Source organism: Rothia sp. P4278, from assembly GCF_048512945.1.
Lineage (GTDB): Bacteria > Actinomycetota > Actinomycetes > Actinomycetales > Micrococcaceae > Rothia.
Genome location: NZ_JBLXXU010000005.1, coordinates 116,500 through 135,003, shown reverse-complemented (window position 1 = coordinate 135,003; position 18,504 = coordinate 116,500). Strand labels below are relative to the sequence as shown.

Genomic DNA, 18,504 nt, shown 5'->3' with positions numbered 1-18,504 from the left:
CCTTCACAAGCCAAGCAGGCTGGTGCGGTTTTCGATGCGGTTTCTTGGTTGTCACCGTTTTTGGCAACTCGTCTAGTCTATCGCGTCTTAATATCATTTGCAAATCATCTTTGCGTGACGATAGCCACAAGTTGTTTTTGATCTACCGAATTCTCATTCACTATCCCAATTGGCTACATAAGTAACCGAACTTGTGGTGCGCTATTCAATTAGACGGCCTTGAGCAAGGTTCCCCTCGCCGCGGCGACTGGTAATACTTTACGCAGGTTTTTCACACTCTGCAAGTCAAGAAGGCCTCAAAACCGCCCATCGGGCACCGAAACCCACCCAAGCTACCAGTGTTTTACCAAGTAAATACTGATTTATAAATTTTTCCAAAAATTTTTCAGCTAGCAACTTTCAGGCCACTTTTAGGTCACCTGGAACCTCCACCAAACAGGTTTGGCCTTCTACCGCTGCCCTAGAAAGACAAAAACTGCCTGCCCACCAAGACCTCAAGGGCCCCAGTCAAGTGCAGGCAGTTTCTTTCAAGACCCAGAACTTACTAGGCAATTTCAACAACAGCCATGTTCTTCTTGCCTCGGCGGATAACAGCATACTTACCGAGCAAGAGATCCTCCTGGGCCAGCCTAGCATCTTCGCCCTGAACCTTGACGTTATTGATTGCTGCACCTCCCTCTTTGAGAGTACGACGGGCTTCACTCTTAGAACTAGATAAACCGGTCTCAGTCAGAACGGTCACCATATCGAGCTGGTCCGCGGACACAAGAGCGTGCGGAAGCTCAGCAGTAGCGGCTCTCAAAGTTGCTTCATCAAGAGCTACGAAGTCGCCCTTACCAAAGAGAGCCTCGGAAGCCGCGATAACTTTCTCCGTAGCTTCAAGACCATGAACCAACGACGTGACCTCGTAAGCCAAAGTCTTCTGAGCCAAACGCTTGAAAGGTTCCTCTTCAACAGAGCGCTGAAGTTCAGCAATTTCATCGCGAGTCTTGAAGGTGAAGACCTTGAGGCGGTCAGCCACATCGGCATCGGCAGTATTCAGCCAGAACTGGTAGAAGGCGTAGGGTGAGCACATCTCGGGATCAAGCCAGATAGCGTTGCCCTCAGACTTACCAAACTTAGTGCCGTCAGAGTTAGTAATCAGGGGGGTCCCCAGGGCGTGAACGCTCTTGCCCTCAACCTTACGTACCAGCTCAGTACCGGAGGTCAGGTTGCCCCACTGATCAGAGCCACCGCACTGCAAAGACACATTGTAGCGGCGGTTGAGCTCCAAAAAGTCATTGCCCTGCAAAATCTGGTAGGAGAACTCAGTGTAGGAGATACCCTCATCAGAGTTCAGGCGCTTGGCCACAATCTCCTTCTTAATCATGGTGCCCACACGGAAGTTCTTACCGATTTCACGAAGGAAGTCGATAGCCGAAAGCTGACTAGTCCACTCTAGGTTATTCACCATGCTGGCAGCGTTCTCACCCTCAAACGAAAGGAAACGCGCAATCTGGCTACGCAGACGCTCAACCCAACCCTCCACAACATCGCGTGAATTCAAGACACGCTCAGATGTCTGACGGGGATCACCAATGAGACCGGTAGCACCACCCACCAGGCCAAAAGGTTTGTGACCAGCAAGCTGAAGGCGACGCATCAGCAGAAGCTGAACCAGGTGCCCCAGGTGCAAAGAAGCAGCGGTGGGATCATAACCGATATAGAAGTTGACGGTCTCTTCAGTCAGCGCTTTTTCAAGGGCATCCTCATCGGTACTGACGTGCACAAAGCCACGCCACTTCAATTCCTGCCAAATATTCTCAAAGGAATCGTCATTGTGCTGAGCTGCGAGAGTCTCTTCAGACACGGTTACTCCTGGTTAGTCATCAATAAAACGGTAGAAACTACCACCTCCAACCGTACCAGCTCAGTAGCCCAAGCACAGAAGTAGCGGGCATACTCAGCTGGCACGAAACTAAGAGGTGGCGCGGCAAGCTAATCTGCCAAGGGCTCCAAACCGGCAGGAAGCTCAGCACTAGCAATAAGCTTCAGACGCTGGGTGGGGCGGGTCATCGAAACATAGAGGTCACCAACCGAACCATTAGCGGCCCTAATAATATCCATTGGCTCAACAATAATGACGCTGTCGAACTCCAAGCCCTTGGCCTCCCACGGGGTCAGAATCAGCACCTGATGTTCCAAGGCTGAGGCACTTGTTCCCAACTTGCCCCGGTGCTCCTGCGCCAAAGCCAAGGCAGTCTGCTGATATTTGCCTTCAGCGACAATTACGCCAATCAGACCGCCAGCGGTCTGCTCAAGTTCCTGGCCCACAGCATCAAGTACCGACGGCAGAAGCTGGTCCTCCCCCACAATCTCAGCGGTAGGTGCCCAGCGGCCTTGGCGCACAGCCTTCGGAGCAGAAATACATAAACCAGCCGCCTGCGCTACAGCAACAGCCGCATCGGAAATCTGCGCCGGTGTTCGGTAGTTCACCGTTAGCTCCTCCAAGGTAAACCGCTCCCCCACAAAGGGTTCAAGGGCTCCTGCCCAAGAAGTAGAAGCCGCCGCAGACGAAGCCTGCGCGATATCGCCCACAACCGTGAAGGACTTCATGGGGCAACGGCGCATCAGCAAACGCCACTGCATCGGGGAAAGCTCCTGAGCTTCATCCACCACAACATGGCCATAAGCCCAGGTCCTATCAGCCTGGGCCGCGCGGGCTGCGGTCATACGCTCACCGCGTTCCTCGTTCATCTCCGCAATCTGCTCAGCAGTCACCACGCCATCAATTCCCATATCAGCAAGCTGCTGGTCAACGTTTTCCAGTGCCTTACGGGCATTCTCAAGGTTAGCCTGGTGGGCAGCCTCGGCTCGGGCCATCTGGGCCGCACCTGCGACCTGGGAAAAATCACCCAGCAACTCGGCGGCCTCATCCAGAAGCGGGACATCCGCCTCGGTAAAAGGCGCGGACGCAGGCCGTGCCAGTACATCGCGCTCCTGCTGGCTCAAAATACCGGCAGTTGCACTTTCAAGGTAATGCGGCTTGGAATACAGAGAACGTACCAGAGTCTCTGGTGATAAAGGCATCCAGGCAAGGTTAAGGGCGCGACGGACATCCATAGAACCTCGAACATCATCCTCAAGATAGGGACGGTCCACAGCATGGCCGGCTGCACGGTCCAGAGTCTCGTTCAACTGTGCGGTCAGCTCTTTCAGCAAGACCTTGACAAAAGTTTCGCGCGCCTGGTTATGAGGCTTACCGGTTGAGCGAGCGGTAGCCCTGGCCTGCTTGACCATAGCCGGAGTCAGAACAAGATCAGTAGAATCCACCGCCAGCCTGACCGGCTGATCAGGAACTTTCTGGCGGTCAGAGACAGCTTTTTTGAGCACCTCAGCCATGCGCAAATCGCCCTTGACCCCTGCGGCGCCAGGATCTTTTTCGGGTACAGCCTTAATCCCCGGGTAGAGGGTAGCCAACGAAGACATGACCACCCCGGTCTCACCGAGCGACGGAAGGACACGCTCGATATACCACATGAATGAAGCAGAAGGACCAACCACCAAAACACCCGCGTTATTCAGACGCTCCCGGAAGGTGTACAGCAGATAAGCCGCACGGTGCAAAGCCACCGCTGTCTTACCGGTACCCGGCCCGCCCTGAACTACACGCACCCCGGCCAGGTCAGCACGGATAATAGCGTCCTGCTCAGCCTGAATGGTAGCCACAATATCGCCCATACGGCCGGTGCGCTTACGATTCAAGGCCGCCAACAAAGCGCCTTCCCCGTGGAGCGATGCTTCAGCACCCTCATCGAGCATGGACGAATCCAAGACATCGTCCTCAAATCCGGTTACTTGACGGCCTTCCAGCATCAGATGGCGGCGACGACGCACCCCCTGCCGGTTAAAAGCTGTGGCCTGGTAAAACGTACCGGCCTCCGGTGCGCGCCAGTCAATGAGCAGCCGTTCGTGCGCTTCGGTGGCTAACCCAATCCGACCGATATAGCGCTGGCCACCTTCATCAAGGTCAAGACGGCCAAAAGCTAGACGATGATCAACCGCGTTGTACTGGGCCAGCCTGTCCTCGTAATGCTGGGCATAGGCATCTCGCTCAGAACGGTTCTGGTGGCTTCCAACAGCCTGATCCTTACGGGTATTTTTGAGTTTGCGCTCGTTAATCCCCCGTAGCTCGTCCAGCCGCTCATAGAGCCTGGCGACATACATGCGTTCCCCCACGAGCTCCTTCTCATAAGCCTGTTCGGCTAAAGCATCCTGGGAGCGATCAGTGGTGTTTTCAGTCAAGGCGGCACCCTCCATGGCAGGTAATTTCAGGCCCTCAATTCTACCCCCTCGCCCAGGCCTCACCAAAGCAAGGCCATAAAGGTTGACAGTTTGCCCATGCCCAAGCCCCGCTCCCCCTGCATGATGCTGGGGGAACGGGGCTAAAGCTATGCAACCTTATTCGGTTATTCCGAGACCAGTGAAAGAGACTCAAGACGGTGCGGAGCAAGAATCTCACGCCCGCCCAGGCCATCAAGCTCAAGGAGCACACCGATACCGGCAACCTTAAGGTCGGCCATCTTCATCAGGTGAGTAGCCGCTTCAAGCGTGCCACCGGTTGCCAGCAGGTCATCCACGATGAGAACACGAGAACCGGCAGGGATGTCGTCCTTATGAATTTCGATAGCCGCCTGGCCGTACTCCAAGGAGTATTCCTTCATGTAGGTATCGCGCGGTAGCTTACCTGCCTTACGAACGGTCATCACACCGGTCCCTGCAATGTAGGCAATGGCGGAAGCCATCAAGAAGCCGCGCGCTTCAACGCCGGCGACGATATCAAACTGCCCCTGAAAACGGGCTGCTATTTCTTCCATCGAAGCGCGGAAAACCTGAGGGTTAGCAAAAAGGGTGGTCACATCGTAAAAGAGGATGCCCTCTTTGGGATAGTCCGGAATTTGCGCACAAGCAGCGGGAATCTGCTCCGCAAGGGGCAGTGAAGAATCCACCAGCTCAATCATAAAAAATCTAACACCTTATACATATCAGCAGGGGGTACCTAGGAACCAGTGGCCAAGAAGCCTATTCCATAGGCCAGCACCCGTTTCTTAGGGGTACCCGCCAAGACTACCCCAACCATGAGTTAAGCCAGAAAGGGAGCTCAAGAAGCCGAGCTAGAAAAGCTCACCTGACCAGCTAGCCACTGGCTAGACGATTCACAATAAGTATACGCACTCACATTAAAACTGTTGCTGGACTATGTACCTATCATAGGCGGACAGCACCAAATCCAGGGAATGTGGCAGAGGCTCGGTAGCCCGGAAATACTCCACTATCACCGCAGCATGCCATCGAGCCCGCGCAGTAGCCTGCTGATCAGAGCCCAAGCAAATAATTTTTCCAGCCATCTTGAGCAGGTCGATCAGGCATTGCTCATGATCTAAAGCATAGGACCGGAAACTATCAAAAACGAGGTCGATTAACTCCGCTGCCTCCACCGGCAGGTAACCGACACAAGCTCTGCCATCGCAGATCACCGTGTTAGGAGCTGGCGGCTGCTGGGCGGCACGTACCAGCCCAACGGTTAATTCATGGGTAGAGTCCGTCAGCGTGAAAGGGTCGTTGGTGCCCGGTGATAGGGCGCGTACCCCCAACTCAACAATTTGCCCCTGGACAAATCGAATATCATTGTAATCGGTTCGAGAGTCCCCCAGTGAGCAAATAGCCTGAACGTCAGACTTCATCTTTTCTAGGGTTTCTGGTTCCAGCTCTGTATCAGAAAAAATCCATGCGATCCTTTGGCCCTCCACCAAGTGATCACCGGCCCTGACCAGTAGGCTGACAAAAGCCTGACTATCCTTAGTTTTCTCGGCAAGGACGACAGGCTCGATATCAACTACATAGCCACTATCAGAAGTGCACACCGGGTAGGAATAAGGCCAATTACTTCTCTCATCCTGACGAACACAAGTAGCGCTGCCCTTTTCACCAAACTCATTATTGCGGTCAATCAGCTTCAAATACTTACTCTGAACCGTTGTAGCAATAGTGCTGACCTGGATACCAGAGGCAATGTGGTTAATAAAATAAATGAGCACCCCTACACAGGCAAGTGCCAGAACCATCGAGAAATTCACGGCAATATGAGGAACAAAAGACTGCCCACTCACCGAGTTGTCAGCCCCCTGGACACTTCTCATCACCAAGAGACAGTACAAGAATGTTGAGGTGAAGGTTCCTAGAACCACCTGGTTGCCACGGTCAGACATGAAGTTTCTGACCAGGCGGGGGCCAAAGGAACTGCTAGCTGAACTCATCACAGAAATAGTGATAGAGAAAGCCATGGTTGCAACAGAAAGAACCGTTGACGCGATCGAGGAAAGAATACCGCGAGCACCTTCAGGGCCCACCGTAAAGAAGAGGAGGGTGGCATCTGCCGGCCCGTAGCCCATGGCCTGATCCAAGGCAACCAGGATTAAGGACAGGCCAATACCGCAGGCAATAAAGATAGACGGAACCATGATGAAGGAATCACGGAAGGCTCTCAGTCGATCAACTAAATGCAATTTTTCTCCCAAGCTCATGATAAAGGTTGCCGTAACTCCTCATCAGGCAGCTACGACAGTGACTCTTTAGCTTAGCTGATGAGAGTCTGACGCTGAGCAAAGATGCGCTGGGGTTCCAGTTCATGCTTAAGAGCTTCCAACTGTTGCGCCACAGCAGAAGGCGCAGTACCGCCCTGGGCGCTACGCGAATTCAGGGAACCCTCAACAGTCAGGACCTCACGAACACCGGCATGCAGATGGGGGGAAATTGCCCGGTACTCTTCATCGGTCAAATCCCACAGCTCACAGCCCTTAGTCTCGCAGACCTGCACAGCCTCACCAGCCAGCTCATGAGCCACACGGAAAGGCAGGCCCTCACGCACCAGCCACTCAGCAATATCGGTAGCCAGAGCAAACCCCTGGGGTGCAAGCTCAGCCAAACGATCAGTGTTAAAAGTAAGAGTAGCAATCATGCCAGAAACCGCAGGGAGCAGAACTTCAAGCTGGTCAATAGCATCAAAGACTGGCTCCTTATCCTCCTGTAAATCCCTGTTATAGGCCAGCGGTAGCGCCTTAAGGGTTGCCAGCAAACCGGTCAGATCACCAATCAGGCGGCCAGCCTTACCGCGAGCCAGCTCAGCGATATCGGGGTTCTTCTTCTGCGGCATAATCGATGAGCCAGTAGAAAAAGAATCGTGCAGGGTCACAAAAGAAAATTCCTTGGTCGCCCAGAGGATAATCTCCTCAGAAATACGCGAAATATCCACCGAAATCATGGCCGCAATCCAGGCGAACTCGGCGTAAACATCCCGTGAGGCAGTACCGTCAATAGAGTTATAGACCGCAGAATTGAAACCCAAATCAGTGGCCACGGCCTCAGGGTCAAGACCCAGGGATGAACCAGCCAGCGCACCAGAACCGTAAGGCGAAACAGCTGCACGCTTATCCCAGTCCAGCAGACGGTCCAGGTCACGCGAAAGAGCCCAGGCGTGAGCCAGAAGCTGATGAGACAGTAGCACCGGCTGAGCGTGCTGCAGGTGGGTGCGCCCGGGCATGGGCGCGTAGGGGTGAGCCTCAGACTGCCCGATAAGAGCATCAATCGTTGCCAGCACACCAGTGGCAATAATCGATGCGTGATCGCGCAGGTACATACGCCCCAGGGTAGCAATCTGGTCGTTACGGGAACGGCCGGCGCGGAGCTTACCGCCCAGGTCTGTACCGGCACGCTCGATGAGCCCCTTCTCCAGGGAGCCATGAACGTCCTCATCGGTTTCTGCCGGAACATAAGCGCCAGAACGCACATCAGCTTCAAGCTGGTCAAGCGCGGCAATCATGTCGGACAGCTCCTGCTCGGTCAGCAAACCAGCCTTGGCCAGAATACGAGCGTGGGCACGGGAACCCGCAATGTCGTAGGGGGCTAAACGCCAATCAAACTGGGTTGATTTGGAGAGAGCCGCGAGAGCTTCAGAAGGCCCGCCGGCAAAACGGCCGCCCCAGAGGGCTCCATCATTGGTTCCATGCTTTACATCAGTCATGAGGTTTTCCTGTTCTGGTGAAGTCAAAAAGTCTAAGTGCACAAAAGGTGCAGGAGGTCGCGCTGACTGCAAGCTGGCAGGCTCTGGCCTGAACCGGGGTGAGCGCCCCGCGCAAGAACCGCGAGAGTCAGCTTGTAGCAGCGCGTTCACTGCACCCAGAGCTGGGGGGGTATTCCTCGTCTTAGAGGCCTAGACGCTGGTCACGGGCTGAAGCGACCTTAGAAGACAGGCCGAAGAGCTCGATAAAGCCGCGAGCCATGGACTGGTCGAAGCTGTCGCCCTCATCGTAGGTTGCCAGGTTGAAGTCGTAGAGGGAGGTCTCGGAGCGGCGACCGGTTACTACCGCGCGGCCTCCGTGCAGGTCCATACGGATTTCTCCGTTAACCATTTTTTGGGTGTCGTTTATGAAAGCGTCAAGTGACTTCTTGAGGGGTGAGAACCACTGGCCGTCGTAGACCAGCTCGGTCCAGCGCTGGCCCACGGTCTTCTTGAAGCGGGCCTGCTCGCGCTCAATGGTAACGTTTTCCAGCTCCTTGTGAGCCGCAATCAGGGCCATGGCACCGGGAGCTTCGTAGATTTCTCGGGACTTGATGCCCACCAGACGGTCTTCCACGATGTCAATACGACCGATACCCTGGGCCCCGGCGCGCCGGTTCATGATCTCGATAGCCTGCAAAGGGGTAACGGCCTGACCATCAATCGCCACGGGGATACCTTCCTTGAAGGTAATGATGACGGTGTCGGGGGTGGGCGCGAAGGTCGGGTCGTCGGTGTAGTCGTAGACGTCCTTGGTAGGGCCATTCCAGATGTCTTCGAGGAAGCCGGTTTCTACCGCTCGGCCCCAGACATTCTGGTCGATGGAGAAAGGGTTCTTCTTAGTAGTGGCAATCGGCAGGTTGTTCTTCTCTGCGTAGTCAATTGCCTTTTCGCGGGTCAGAGCAAGATCACGTACGGGTGCAATGCACTTGAGGTCGGGGCCAAGGGTCTGGATACCCACCTCAAAGCGGACCTGGTCATTGCCTTTTCCGGTGCAACCGTGAGCAACGGTGCTCGCGCCGAACTGCTTTGCTGCGGCGACCAGGTGCTTGGTGATGACCGGCCGGGAGACGGCAGAAACCAGGGGGTAAGCGTCCATGTAGAGGGCGTTTGCCTTCAAGGCGGGCATGCAGTAGTTTTCAGCAAACTCGTCACGCGCATCGGCCACGTAGGCTTCGACTGCACCGCAGTCAAGGGCCCGCTGGCGGATTGTTTGGAGATCCTCGCCCCCCTGACCTACGTCTACCGCAACGGCGATAACTTCGGCACCCGTTGCCTCTCCAATCCAGCCGATGGCAACTGAGGTGTCGAGGCCGCCTGAGTAGGCCAGAACAATCCGCTCTTTCATGGTGCTCCTTGATAGTTGTTTGAGGGTGCGGGGATTCCACACATCTATAAATAATTATGCACTCTTAGACATAATTATTCAAATATGTTTGTGTGCGGAGCATGCACTGTCACTCTTCCCCAGCTACCAGTGCTTCAGAACCTAGAACCAGGAGATACCCCGCATGGCTAGAACCGATATCCATACCCCAAAGCATAATCACCCTCAGCAGGTAACTGAAAAGGAGGAAAAATGAGAGTCACAACTTCGCCTTGATACTGATTAAGCTCATCAGCCATATCCTGATAAGACTTCTTCGGAGCAATAACATAATCCACGTAGACAGTTCCGCACCCATCAGTGTTGATTTTTAGCTCTGTACTGGAAGTAGAGATACCACCGGTACCACTACGACTATTGAGCACTTCAGCAGAAACCAGGGTACATTCCTTATCCACCGGATGAGAACGACTATAGACGTTATAAAGAGAACCACCAATCATAAGAAAAAAGCTAGAAAAAATAATTAGAAAAAATAAAAAACCGACCCATTTACGAGGTTTCTTTTGACCATTTTTGTTCAATTCTTCTATATAAAAAATACCCATTTTTTACTTTCCAGACTGCACGCTAACCGGACGCAGAGTATCCGCGCTAGAAGAGCTTATACTCCCTGAGCCACCACTAACCATACTCTTGAATCCTTCATTCAATGCATCATTGATATTTAATGTTTTCTCTTGCGGTGTGACACTGTAATTGGCAACACCTAAAGCAAAGTCACCAGCGCGATCAACACCCACACCAGTCAATTGTGCAGGTACAGACCCACCAATATATTTCTCTCGTAAAGGCCTAATCCCCGGCGAAACACCAAACGGATCCGCACCACGAGCACCCAACAGATCCACACCAACACCAGCAGCCAAAGACACCGGCACACCACCGGCACACAGCACAGTAGGAACAGCAGCGGCGGGATCCCGCAGCAGCTTATACACTACAGAACCACCCGCACCCCGAAGCTGAACACGACGACCCAAACCGTCATAAACAAACTCAGAGACCCCAGCCTCAGAGTCCTCAAGCCGTACCAGCTGCCCAGCAGCATCATAGGTGTACTCATCGCACCAGTGGGGGGTGAAACTATAACAAGGTTTTACCACCTACCTAACAGGCTCAAGCGACCTCACACCATATGATGCAAGACTATTCCGATCTAACTGCATGTATTGCAAAATAAACTCAAACTTCTCACCTTGATGGGCATTCAATACCTCAGCAAGACGGGCCATATTAACGTTCTCAGGGCTTCTCACATCAGTGATAATAATCTTGCCACAATCAGCACTTTTAACCTCAACCGTAGCCGTAGGGGCACCCGCATTGAAATCTTGGATATGCCTGGCACTAGAAACAGTGCAAACTTTTAGTTCTCCTTCAACAAATTTATTCACCAGATAGTAACCTCCTTGTAGAAGAAAAAAGCTAATACTCACGAACAGAACTATCCAATTTATTATTTTTTTGTTTTGCCCCAAATTCTGTCGCTCCTAGAATGATTTACTAAGATTTTACTAAAATATTCTCTATCTGATAGATTTATTGATTTCTTTGCCAATACCTTTGAGAGTACCCTTCTTGACTGAATCCATTCCCTTCTTATTAAGATCATCCAGATTTCAGTCCCCAGGGCTTGTTCGTGATGCATAGTTAATCGCACCGGATGAATAGTCTTTAACTCTATCAAATACAAGATCAACTGGTCTGTTGCCTGTTTTTATCACGGGAGACAAGGCACCTGTGGCCGTGCCACCCACAAAAGAACTCACGCCACCCAAAACAGAATGATCCCCCTCAGCACTCAAATACGAATACTCATTCTGAATACCACCAGAAAGCACCTTACCCGCCTTCTGGTTCGCAAAATCAGCAAAGTACCTATACTTTCTCACCATCACAGGTGTACTCCAAGCGATCCCCATCAGGGCTAGCAGTACCCAGCAGGCGGCCTGCCCTATCATACCGAGCAGTAGTAACCCTACCCAGAGCATCACGACTAGAAACAAGCTGACCGGCAACATCATAGGTAAAAGTACTCACCGCACCGGTAGGGTCAGTGACCGAAGCGACCTGACCATCGGGGGTGTAGGTATAACGGGTTTTACCGCCTAGACCGTTGGTAGCGCAGATAAGCTGACCGGTACCACACCCAAAACGACGGCGGGGGCGCCCCATGCGCCCAACCCGACACACAAGAACACCGCCGCCAGATATCAAACAATAAGCCAGGGGGCCTACCGGTCCAAATCAAGACCCTCAACACCAACAATCATCATCGGGTTATACGGCAACTGCCAATACCCCACATCCACCGCCACCCGCTGACCAGCAAGAGCATCAATACGCTCAGCAACCTCAGCACGCCTCAACCCATACAACCGCCCATGGAACTCTACGACCCCACAATCAGCAGTCTTTACAGAGATATACGAACTTCCAGAATACGACTTAGTACGGCTATGCCCCACTCCGGCGGTCTCAATCGTGCACTGCTTCTCATAATGAAAGGCACGGTTAAAATGAGCCGAGAACAAAACCCAGGAAACCCCATAAACCATCGGGCTAAAAATAAGCACCGCAACAACCCCAGCAGCAATCCTGCCGCCAAGAGTCTTCGCCCGCCCCACACCTTCCTGCACAGGCACAGAACCTACAGACTTACTCACCAGAACCCTCCCTCACGCTCTCAACCATAACCCCCACAGACGCCTGCACACCCGAAGCACCAGAACCCAACAACCCTAGATCCCGCACAGCACCACCATCATCAAACCAACCGGCCGGCACCACACCCCAAAACGACGACAGCACCCCTGCACCCCAACCCGAACACACAAAAACACCGCCGCCGGCCCCTAGCTTCTTGAGCTACCACCAGCTAGAAAGTAAGGTTCTTTTCAATCAGCGCCCCGCGGCCTCAGGGCTACTAGTCCTGAGCAGTCATTAGCCCTCTAAAACTATAGTCCCAGCTAGTTCACGCTTAAGTATTTTTCCGGTCGGACCCAGCGGTAGCGACTGCCGCACTTCATAGCGACGAGGCCGCTTATAGGCTGCCAATTCTGCACGGGCCAGAGCATCAAGGGCCGCCACCAGTTCACCCATCTGCGCTTCATCAAGCTGCTCATGCGGCACAATCACAGCCACGACCTCCTCACCTACCCGGGGGCAGGGAACACCCACGACCGCGGCCTGCCTGACCCCAGAATGGATGTCGAGGACATCCTCGATCTCGCGCGGATAAATGCTATTTCCATTGCGCAGAATCATGTCTTTAAGACGGTCAACAATAAAGATATTGCCCTGCTCATCAATTTTTGCAACATCCCCGGTCGCAAACCACTCCCCCTGCATCACCTGCTGTGTTGCCTGGGGGTTGTTCCAGTAGCCAGCCATAACATTTGGGCCGGCAACCCAGAGCTCACCGGGCTGGCCCGCGCCAAGTTCTTGCCCCCTGCTATCAACAACTTTGACACGCACCCCAGGAAGAGCACGACCCACCGACCCGATGAGCAAGCCAAACTCCGCACGGTTAAAAGCCACCACGGGAGCAGTCTCGCTTAAGCCATAGCCCTCATAAATGGGAAAAGCTAAGATCTGCTCAATCTGCCGGTGAACAGAAGCGGGTAAAGCTGCCCCGCCAGATACGCCAAACCGGATAGTCCCCCGCAACTGGGCGGCCAGGGCAGGGTCAGTAGCCAGATAGGCGGCCCAAGCCCCATACATGGTTGGCACCGCGGCATAAACCGTGACCCCGGCGCTCGCGCACAGTTGTGCTGCTCCCCCCGATGTGAACTGCGGAAGCAGAGCAACGCTTGCACCGGCCGCAAAGACTGCATTCATGGACACCGTTTGACCAAAAGCGTGAAAGAGCGGGAGCCCGCCAAAAATAGTGTCGTCCCCCCTAAAACCAAAAACCTCTGCGCAGGCACGGGCGTTGGACAGCATATTCGCATGGGTTAAGGTCGCGCCCTTGGGGGCACCCGTCGTCCCCGAAGTGTAGAGCAGAACAGCGGGCGCGTCCAGGTGCACGGCTCTAGGCTCCCAGGGGCCTACCCTAGGAGCCGCAAAATCAAAGCCCAGACCAAGAATCTCAATCTTTAGCTCGCTGCCCAGGTGCCGACCGGTCTGCTCAGCTTGATCAGCAACCCGCGTGCCTTCGCCGGCGATCAAGAGCTTCGCACCAGAATCTTCAAGCTGGTATACAACCTCTCGTGAAGAGAGCAGAGGATGAAGCGGAACCGCAACAGCTCCCAAGGATACAAGAGCGTAGTAAAGAATAACCATCTCGGGAACATTGGGCAGAGCCAAAGCAACCCGGTCACCAGCAACTAGTCCCCGAGCTTCAAGCCAAAGCCGAGCCTGCCCAGTTCTTATGACAAGCTCCGCGTAGGTGAGCCCACCGCCTGCCCAGGTTAAAGCCACTGACTGGCTCTCAGCCCGGTCTGTGATCAGCGATGCAAGATTATGCTGTGCGGCTACGGCCTTTGCTGTGTGTGTCATAGATTCTGGTTACTTTCAGGTGAGCAGGAACTGGTAGCACACAACCTATTTTCCCACACCCGGCCATTCATTAAACTCCCTGTGCCCGGCAGGCCGCAAGAGTTGGCTGGTCCTGCACCCACCTGAGCTTGCTAACTGAAGCTCTTTTCTGAGAAAGTGAAGCTATGACAGTCCCAGATTCAAACCTGACCGATCAGGAACTAGAATTCCTCAATTCAGTTTTTGACTTGGCACGCGAGAATAAACCGGTAGCTCTCAAGTCTCTTTTTGACCAGGGGGTGCCGGTAGACCTCACCAACGCCAAAGGCGATACACTGCTCATACTCGCGGCCTACCACGAGCACACCGACATGGTCCAGTTACTCATCAACGAAGGCGCTGACCTTGACCGGCTCAATGAACGAGGTCAAACTGCTTTAGTCTGTGCAGCCTTCCGCAACAACCTTCCCATTGCCCGTATGCTACTGGATGCAGGGGCCGACGAGACGCTTGGCTCCCAGACACCAGCTCAGGTCGCTGAATTCTTCGACCTGGAAGAGATGAAAAAACTTTTCTCCTCATAAGATCCCACCACTTTACCAGCACCTCAGTAGACACAGGGGCGGTAGCTAGCGCACTACTAGCTACCGCCCCCACTCTTTGGCAGACACCGTCACCAGGCTAAGCCGCCCAATCCAAGAACAGCGAAGCTGCCGCTTGACCGCCCTGCGGATCCCTGGTAATCACCATGACGGTGTCATCACCAGCGATAGAGCCTAGAAGAGGTTCCAGCCCGGCTTGGTCAATAGCAGATGCCAGGAATTGGGCCGCCCCCGGCGGGGTCCTGAGAATCACAAGGTTGGCTGAAGCTTCGGCTGTAACCAGGAGTTCCTTAAAGAGGGAGACCAAGCGGGCATCGGGGCCGTCCTGAGAGCTACGGCGCACCGGGTGGTTAGGAACCGCATAAATGAGGCCAGATTTATCGTCACGCACTCGTTCAGCGCCGATCTCTACCAGATCGCGGGAAAGAGTAGCCTGGGTAACCTTGAGACCGTCGTCTACCAAAAGCTGGGCCAGCTCAGATTGCGAGCGCACGCGGTGCGTTTGAAGCACCTCGATGATTCGGGCTTGTCGGGCTGTTTTTGTGGATGGGATTGCCATGATTACTTCTCTTCGTTGAGGGTTAAAGCTACTGATGGGAGCGATGTTCGTCTATCTTCTGCCAGGCCTGATTCGACCAGGAGGAAGGTCATGAGAGCCTTCTGAGCATGCAGGCGGTTTTCCGCTTCATCGAAGACAAGGGATTGGGGGCCATCGATAACGTCTGCGGTGACTTCATAGCCACGGTAGGCCGGGAGGCAATGCAGGAAGATTGCTCCGGGGGCGGCTTGTGCCATGGCCTTGGCATCGACGGTGTAGGGGGCAAAGATGCGGGTTCGTGCTTCTTTTTCGTCTTCTTGACCCATGGATACCCAGGTGTCGGTGATTATGACATCGGCGCCAGAAAGGGCTTGGTCCATATCGGTAGTCACGAGAACTGACCCACCGGTTTCGGCGGCTCGTTGCTGGGCTTCCTGGGCGATTGCGGGAGCTGGCAGGTAGCCTTCGGGGCCTGCAATGCGCACGTGCATGCCGGCGGTTGCGCACCCCAGGAGGTAGGAGTTAGCCATGTTGTTGGCGGCATCGCCAAGATAGGTCACTGTTTTGCCAGCCAGCTGGCCCAGGTGCTCACGGATAGTGAGCAGGTCAGCCAGAATTTGGCAGGGGTGGTAATCATCGGAAAGAGCGTTGATAACGGGTACGCGGGAGTAGCGGGCCATTTCTTCCAGCCCGCTCTGGGAGTAGGTCCGCCACACGATGGTAGAGACCATACGGGAGATGACCTGAGCGGTGTCACAGATAGATTCCTTGTGCCCGAGCTGGGCTTCACCGGGGTTGACGATGAGCGGGTTTCCGCCCAGCTCTGCCACGCCAGCGTGGAAGGAAAAGCGGGTGCGGGTAGAAGTCTTGTCGAAGATGACGGCAACTGTCTGCGGGCCAGCTAGTGGCTTGTAGCCGTAGCGGTTAGCTTTCATGGTTGCTGCTAGGTCAAGAACTCGGGCTTGTTCTTGCGGGTTGAGGTCGGTGTCTTTGAGGAAGTGGCGGACCATTGGCTCTCCTTGGCTAGCGTGGCGGTCAACGCCACAGAGTATCAATTATATGCATATTTTTTGATACTTATGCATTTGGGTGAATAGTGTTAGAGCTTACGTGCCTGAGCAAGAATTATGGGGAACTCAGCAGTGAATTCTGCCAGTTCTTGATCGGTAATCGTCAGAGCCGGCGCGATACGCACGGTGCGGGCATCTGGGGCGTTTACAATGAAACCCGCTGAACGAGCCGCTATCACAAAGGCAGGAGCCAGAGGGTTGCCCTGCTCTGTTGCTGAGTCTGTAAGAACAATCCCAATCAGCAAGCCATCTCCGCGGCTTGTTGCTACCCCGGGGACCTGCTCAATAGCTGCGCGGAACCGGGTTCCACGCTGGCTGGCAGCCTCAAGTAAACCTTCATTTTCAATGGCCTGCAAGGTCGCTGTTGCCGCTGCGGTGGCCAAGGGATTACCGCCAAAGGTCGTTCCGTGCATACCTGCTTCTAGGGTCTGGCCGGCATCAGGCCCAACAGTGAGCACCGCTCCAATAGGGAAGCCGCCGCCCAGCCCCTTAGCCAGGGTAATAACATCGGGTAGCTCTTGCCCCGTCAGTTCACGCGAGTGGGCAAACCAGCGACCGGTGCGACCCATACCGGTCTGGACTTCATCGACCATGAGCAGGGCACCGGCTGACCGGGTGAGTTCCCTAGCACGCTGGAGATAGCCTTCGGGCAGGGGCAGGACACCGGCTTCCCCCTGAATAGGTTCAACGATCAGGGCCGCGACATGATCGGACAGGTTCTCTTCGAGAGCCTCTATAGTAGCGGGGATATGTTTGATGCCAGCTGGTAGCGGTTCGAAAGGCTCACGGTAGGCAGGCTTGTGAGTCAGCGCCAAAGCGCCCAGGGTACGCCCGTGGAAACCGTGTTCCAGAGCCAGAATGGTGCCCTTACCCCGGACGTTACCGTAGCGCCGAGCCAGCTTGTAGGCGGCCTCATTGGCTTCGGTACCCGAGTTGCAGAAGAATACCCGACCGTCCTGCGCCCCCAGGTAACCCAAGAGACGCTGAGCCAGTCCCACCTGCTGCGGTGTGGTGAAGAAATTAGAGACGTGCGCTAGCTGAGCAGCCTGCTCGCTCACAGCCCTGACCCAGGCGGGGTGAGCATGACCCAGAGCATTCACCGCGATACCACCCAAAAGATCCAGGTAGGTACGGCCCTCGGCATCTGTGACCCGCGACCCGCTCCCCCGCACCAATACAAGAGCGGGCTGGCCAAAGACCCCCAGCATGTCGTGGGCGTACTCAGTGATCAGTCTTTCTTGGGTCATGGTCTTTCTTTCCAACCGTCAGGGTGTATCAGTGTGGTTCCGGAAGCAGAGGCTAGTAGGTCAGTGGCTGTACTTGAAAATCGGGAGCGGGGTGACGCCAGGCGACGTCCTCAACATCATCGGGGATGAGCTGGGTGCCGATGCCGGTGTCCGTAAAGATTTCCAGCAGGGGTGAGTGTGGCAGGCGACCATCCACAATGGTTGCTTTCGGAACCCCCTGCTCCACAGCTTGAAGGCAGGCGGCCATTTTGGGGATCATGCCCGAAACCAAGGAGGGGAGCATCTGACGGAGCTCGCTCACTTTCAAGGAGCTAATCAGGGAGGACCGGTCAGGCCAGTTAGCATAGAGCCCCTCAACATCGGTCAAAATAACCAGTTTCTCTGCCCCCAAGGCGGCGGCCACTGCGGCGGCGGCGGTATCGGCATTAACATTCAAGATTTCTCCCGTCAGTCCAGCCAAGCCGTGGCTGTGATCGGGGTACTTATCGGGGTCAGATATCTCGGGAGCTACCGAAGAAATCACCGGAATCTTACCTGCCTCAATCATGGACATCATCGCGGTGGTGTTGACCCCTACTACCTCACCCACCAAGCCCAGGTCTACTTCCTGGCCGTCCACCTGGGTGGTAATCCTGTGTGCCCGCAGGAGGCCACCGTCTTCACCACTCATGGCTACCGCAAAGGGTCCGTGACTGTTGATAAGTGATACCAGTTCACGGGCGACCTGGCCGGTGAGCACCATCCGCACCACATCCATAGCCTCGGGAGTTGTGTAGCGTAGCCCCCCGCGGAACTGGCTCTCAATCCCGAGCTTATCCAGCATGGCAGTAATCTGAGGCCCACCACCGTGAACCACCACCGGGCAGATGCCGATGGTGCGCAAGAAAACCATGTCTTCGGCAAAGGCAGCCCTGAGGTCATCAGAAATCATGGCATTGCCACCGTATTTGAAGACCATGACCTTACCCCGGAACTGCTGGATCCAGGGCAAGGCCTCCATAAGAGTCTTCGCTTTTTCCTGGGCTGTTTCAAAACGGGCCTGGGCGTTCTTCTGCTCTGCCATGGCTTTCTTTCTGGGGAGTC

At 54.6% G+C, this 18,504-nt stretch carries 17 protein-coding genes; 1 reads left to right on the top strand and 16 read right to left on the bottom strand.

The features are described from left to right. Positions 1-544: 544 nt before the first annotated feature. The 12 genes from tyrS to ACN085_RS09765 all read right to left on the bottom strand — a co-directional run bounded on the left by tyrS (position 545) and on the right by ACN085_RS09765 (position 13,985). Positions 545-1,849 (bottom strand): tyrosine--tRNA ligase, encoded by a 1,305-nt coding sequence (gene tyrS, locus ACN085_RS09820; RefSeq protein ID WP_419111421.1) that lies wholly within the window; start codon positions 1,847-1,849, stop codon positions 545-547. 128 nt (positions 1,850-1,977) lie between these two features. Next, a complete protein-coding gene (locus tag ACN085_RS09815; RefSeq protein WP_419111420.1) occupies positions 1,978-4,299 on the bottom strand; it encodes a HelD family protein in 2,322 nt (773 codons plus the stop codon). 149 nt (positions 4,300-4,448) lie between these two features. Then, positions 4,449-5,000 carry an adenine phosphoribosyltransferase gene (locus ACN085_RS09810; RefSeq protein ID WP_419111419.1) on the bottom strand — a complete coding sequence of 184 codons (552 nt, stop codon included), beginning with the start codon at positions 4,998-5,000 and terminating at the stop codon, positions 4,449-4,451. A gap of 219 nt (positions 5,001-5,219) precedes the next feature. Then, on the bottom strand, positions 5,220-6,545 hold the full coding sequence (locus tag ACN085_RS09805; protein ID WP_419111418.1) for a DUF2254 domain-containing protein: 1,326 nt from the start codon (positions 6,543-6,545) through the stop codon (positions 5,220-5,222). A 71-nt stretch (positions 6,546-6,616) separates the two neighbouring features. Next, complete coding sequence (argH, locus tag ACN085_RS09800) at positions 6,617-8,059, bottom strand: argininosuccinate lyase (protein ID WP_419111417.1); 1,443 nt, start codon at positions 8,057-8,059, stop codon at positions 6,617-6,619. A 181-nt stretch (positions 8,060-8,240) separates the two neighbouring features. Continuing rightward, entirely contained in the window at positions 8,241-9,443 is a 1,203-nt protein-coding gene (locus tag ACN085_RS09795) for an argininosuccinate synthase (protein WP_419100127.1), read from the bottom strand. 167 nt (positions 9,444-9,610) lie between these two features. Further along, a complete protein-coding gene (locus tag ACN085_RS09790) occupies positions 9,611-10,030 on the bottom strand; it encodes a hypothetical protein (RefSeq protein WP_419111416.1) in 420 nt (139 codons plus the stop codon). A gap of 3 nt (positions 10,031-10,033) precedes the next feature. Next, positions 10,034-10,423, bottom strand: a complete 390-nt coding sequence (locus ACN085_RS09785) for a hypothetical protein (RefSeq protein ID WP_419111415.1) — start codon at positions 10,421-10,423, stop codon at positions 10,034-10,036. 165 nt (positions 10,424-10,588) lie between these two features. Further along, entirely contained in the window at positions 10,589-10,879 is a 291-nt protein-coding gene (locus tag ACN085_RS09780; RefSeq protein ID WP_419111414.1) for a hypothetical protein, read from the bottom strand. Between the two features lie 484 nt (positions 10,880-11,363). Continuing rightward, on the bottom strand, positions 11,364-11,660 hold the full coding sequence (locus ACN085_RS09775; RefSeq protein ID WP_419105101.1) for a hypothetical protein: 297 nt from the start codon (positions 11,658-11,660) through the stop codon (positions 11,364-11,366). 59 nt (positions 11,661-11,719) lie between these two features. Further along, positions 11,720-12,151 (bottom strand): hypothetical protein, encoded by a 432-nt coding sequence (locus ACN085_RS09770; RefSeq protein WP_419111413.1) that lies wholly within the window; start codon positions 12,149-12,151, stop codon positions 11,720-11,722. A 277-nt stretch (positions 12,152-12,428) separates the two neighbouring features. Continuing rightward, positions 12,429-13,985, bottom strand: coding sequence for an AMP-binding protein (locus ACN085_RS09765; RefSeq protein ID WP_419111412.1), 1,557 nt, complete (start codon positions 13,983-13,985; stop codon positions 12,429-12,431). A 164-nt stretch (positions 13,986-14,149) separates the two neighbouring features. Here ACN085_RS09765 and ACN085_RS09760 point away from each other — a divergent pair, with 164 nt between their 5' ends. Beyond that, entirely contained in the window at positions 14,150-14,548 is a 399-nt protein-coding gene (locus ACN085_RS09760) for an ankyrin repeat domain-containing protein (RefSeq protein ID WP_419100134.1), read from the top strand. 97 nt (positions 14,549-14,645) lie between these two features. Here the strand turns inward: ACN085_RS09760 and ACN085_RS09755 are convergent, their stop codons facing one another. The 4 genes from ACN085_RS09755 to argB all read right to left on the bottom strand — a co-directional run bounded on the left by ACN085_RS09755 (position 14,646) and on the right by argB (position 18,484). After that, positions 14,646-15,125 (bottom strand): arginine repressor, encoded by a 480-nt coding sequence (locus ACN085_RS09755; protein WP_419105113.1) that lies wholly within the window; start codon positions 15,123-15,125, stop codon positions 14,646-14,648. A gap of 2 nt (positions 15,126-15,127) precedes the next feature. After that, on the bottom strand, positions 15,128-16,114 hold the full coding sequence (gene argF / locus ACN085_RS09750; protein WP_419111411.1) for an ornithine carbamoyltransferase: 987 nt from the start codon (positions 16,112-16,114) through the stop codon (positions 15,128-15,130). A gap of 89 nt (positions 16,115-16,203) precedes the next feature. After that, positions 16,204-17,421 (bottom strand): acetylornithine transaminase, encoded by a 1,218-nt coding sequence (locus tag ACN085_RS09745; RefSeq protein ID WP_419100137.1) that lies wholly within the window; start codon positions 17,419-17,421, stop codon positions 16,204-16,206. Positions 17,422-17,473: 52 nt separating this feature from the next. Next, positions 17,474-18,484: an acetylglutamate kinase gene (argB, locus tag ACN085_RS09740; RefSeq protein ID WP_419105116.1), complete on the bottom strand. Its 1,011-nt coding sequence runs from the start codon at positions 18,482-18,484 to the stop codon at positions 17,474-17,476. Positions 18,485-18,504: the final 20 nt, after the last annotated feature.

Coding starts and splice junctions, on each gene's coding strand:
- ACN085_RS09815 (WP_419111420.1), bottom strand. CDS start 4,299: ATGGAGGGTGCCGCCTTGACTGAAAACACCACTGATCGCTCCCAGGAT.
- ACN085_RS09810 (WP_419111419.1), bottom strand. CDS start 5,000: ATGATTGAGCTGGTGGATTCTTCACTGCCCCTTGCGGAGCAGATTCCC.
- argH (WP_419111417.1), bottom strand. CDS start 8,059: ATGACTGATGTAAAGCATGGAACCAATGATGGAGCCCTCTGGGGCGGC.
- ACN085_RS09795 (WP_419100127.1), bottom strand. CDS start 9,443: ATGAAAGAGCGGATTGTTCTGGCCTACTCAGGCGGCCTCGACACCTCA.
- ACN085_RS09790 (WP_419111416.1), bottom strand. CDS start 10,030: ATGGGTATTTTTTATATAGAAGAATTGAACAAAAATGGTCAAAAGAAA.
- ACN085_RS09775 (WP_419105101.1), bottom strand. CDS start 11,660: ATGGGGCGCCCCCGCCGTCGTTTTGGGTGTGGTACCGGTCAGCTTATC.
- ACN085_RS09765 (WP_419111412.1), bottom strand. CDS start 13,985: ATGACACACACAGCAAAGGCCGTAGCCGCACAGCATAATCTTGCATCG.
- ACN085_RS09760 (WP_419100134.1), top strand. CDS start 14,150: ATGACAGTCCCAGATTCAAACCTGACCGATCAGGAACTAGAATTCCTC.
- ACN085_RS09755 (WP_419105113.1), bottom strand. CDS start 15,125: ATGGCAATCCCATCCACAAAAACAGCCCGACAAGCCCGAATCATCGAG.
- argF (WP_419111411.1), bottom strand. CDS start 16,114: ATGGTCCGCCACTTCCTCAAAGACACCGACCTCAACCCGCAAGAACAA.
- ACN085_RS09745 (WP_419100137.1), bottom strand. CDS start 17,421: ATGACCCAAGAAAGACTGATCACTGAGTACGCCCACGACATGCTGGGG.
- argB (WP_419105116.1), bottom strand. CDS start 18,484: ATGGCAGAGCAGAAGAACGCCCAGGCCCGTTTTGAAACAGCCCAGGAA.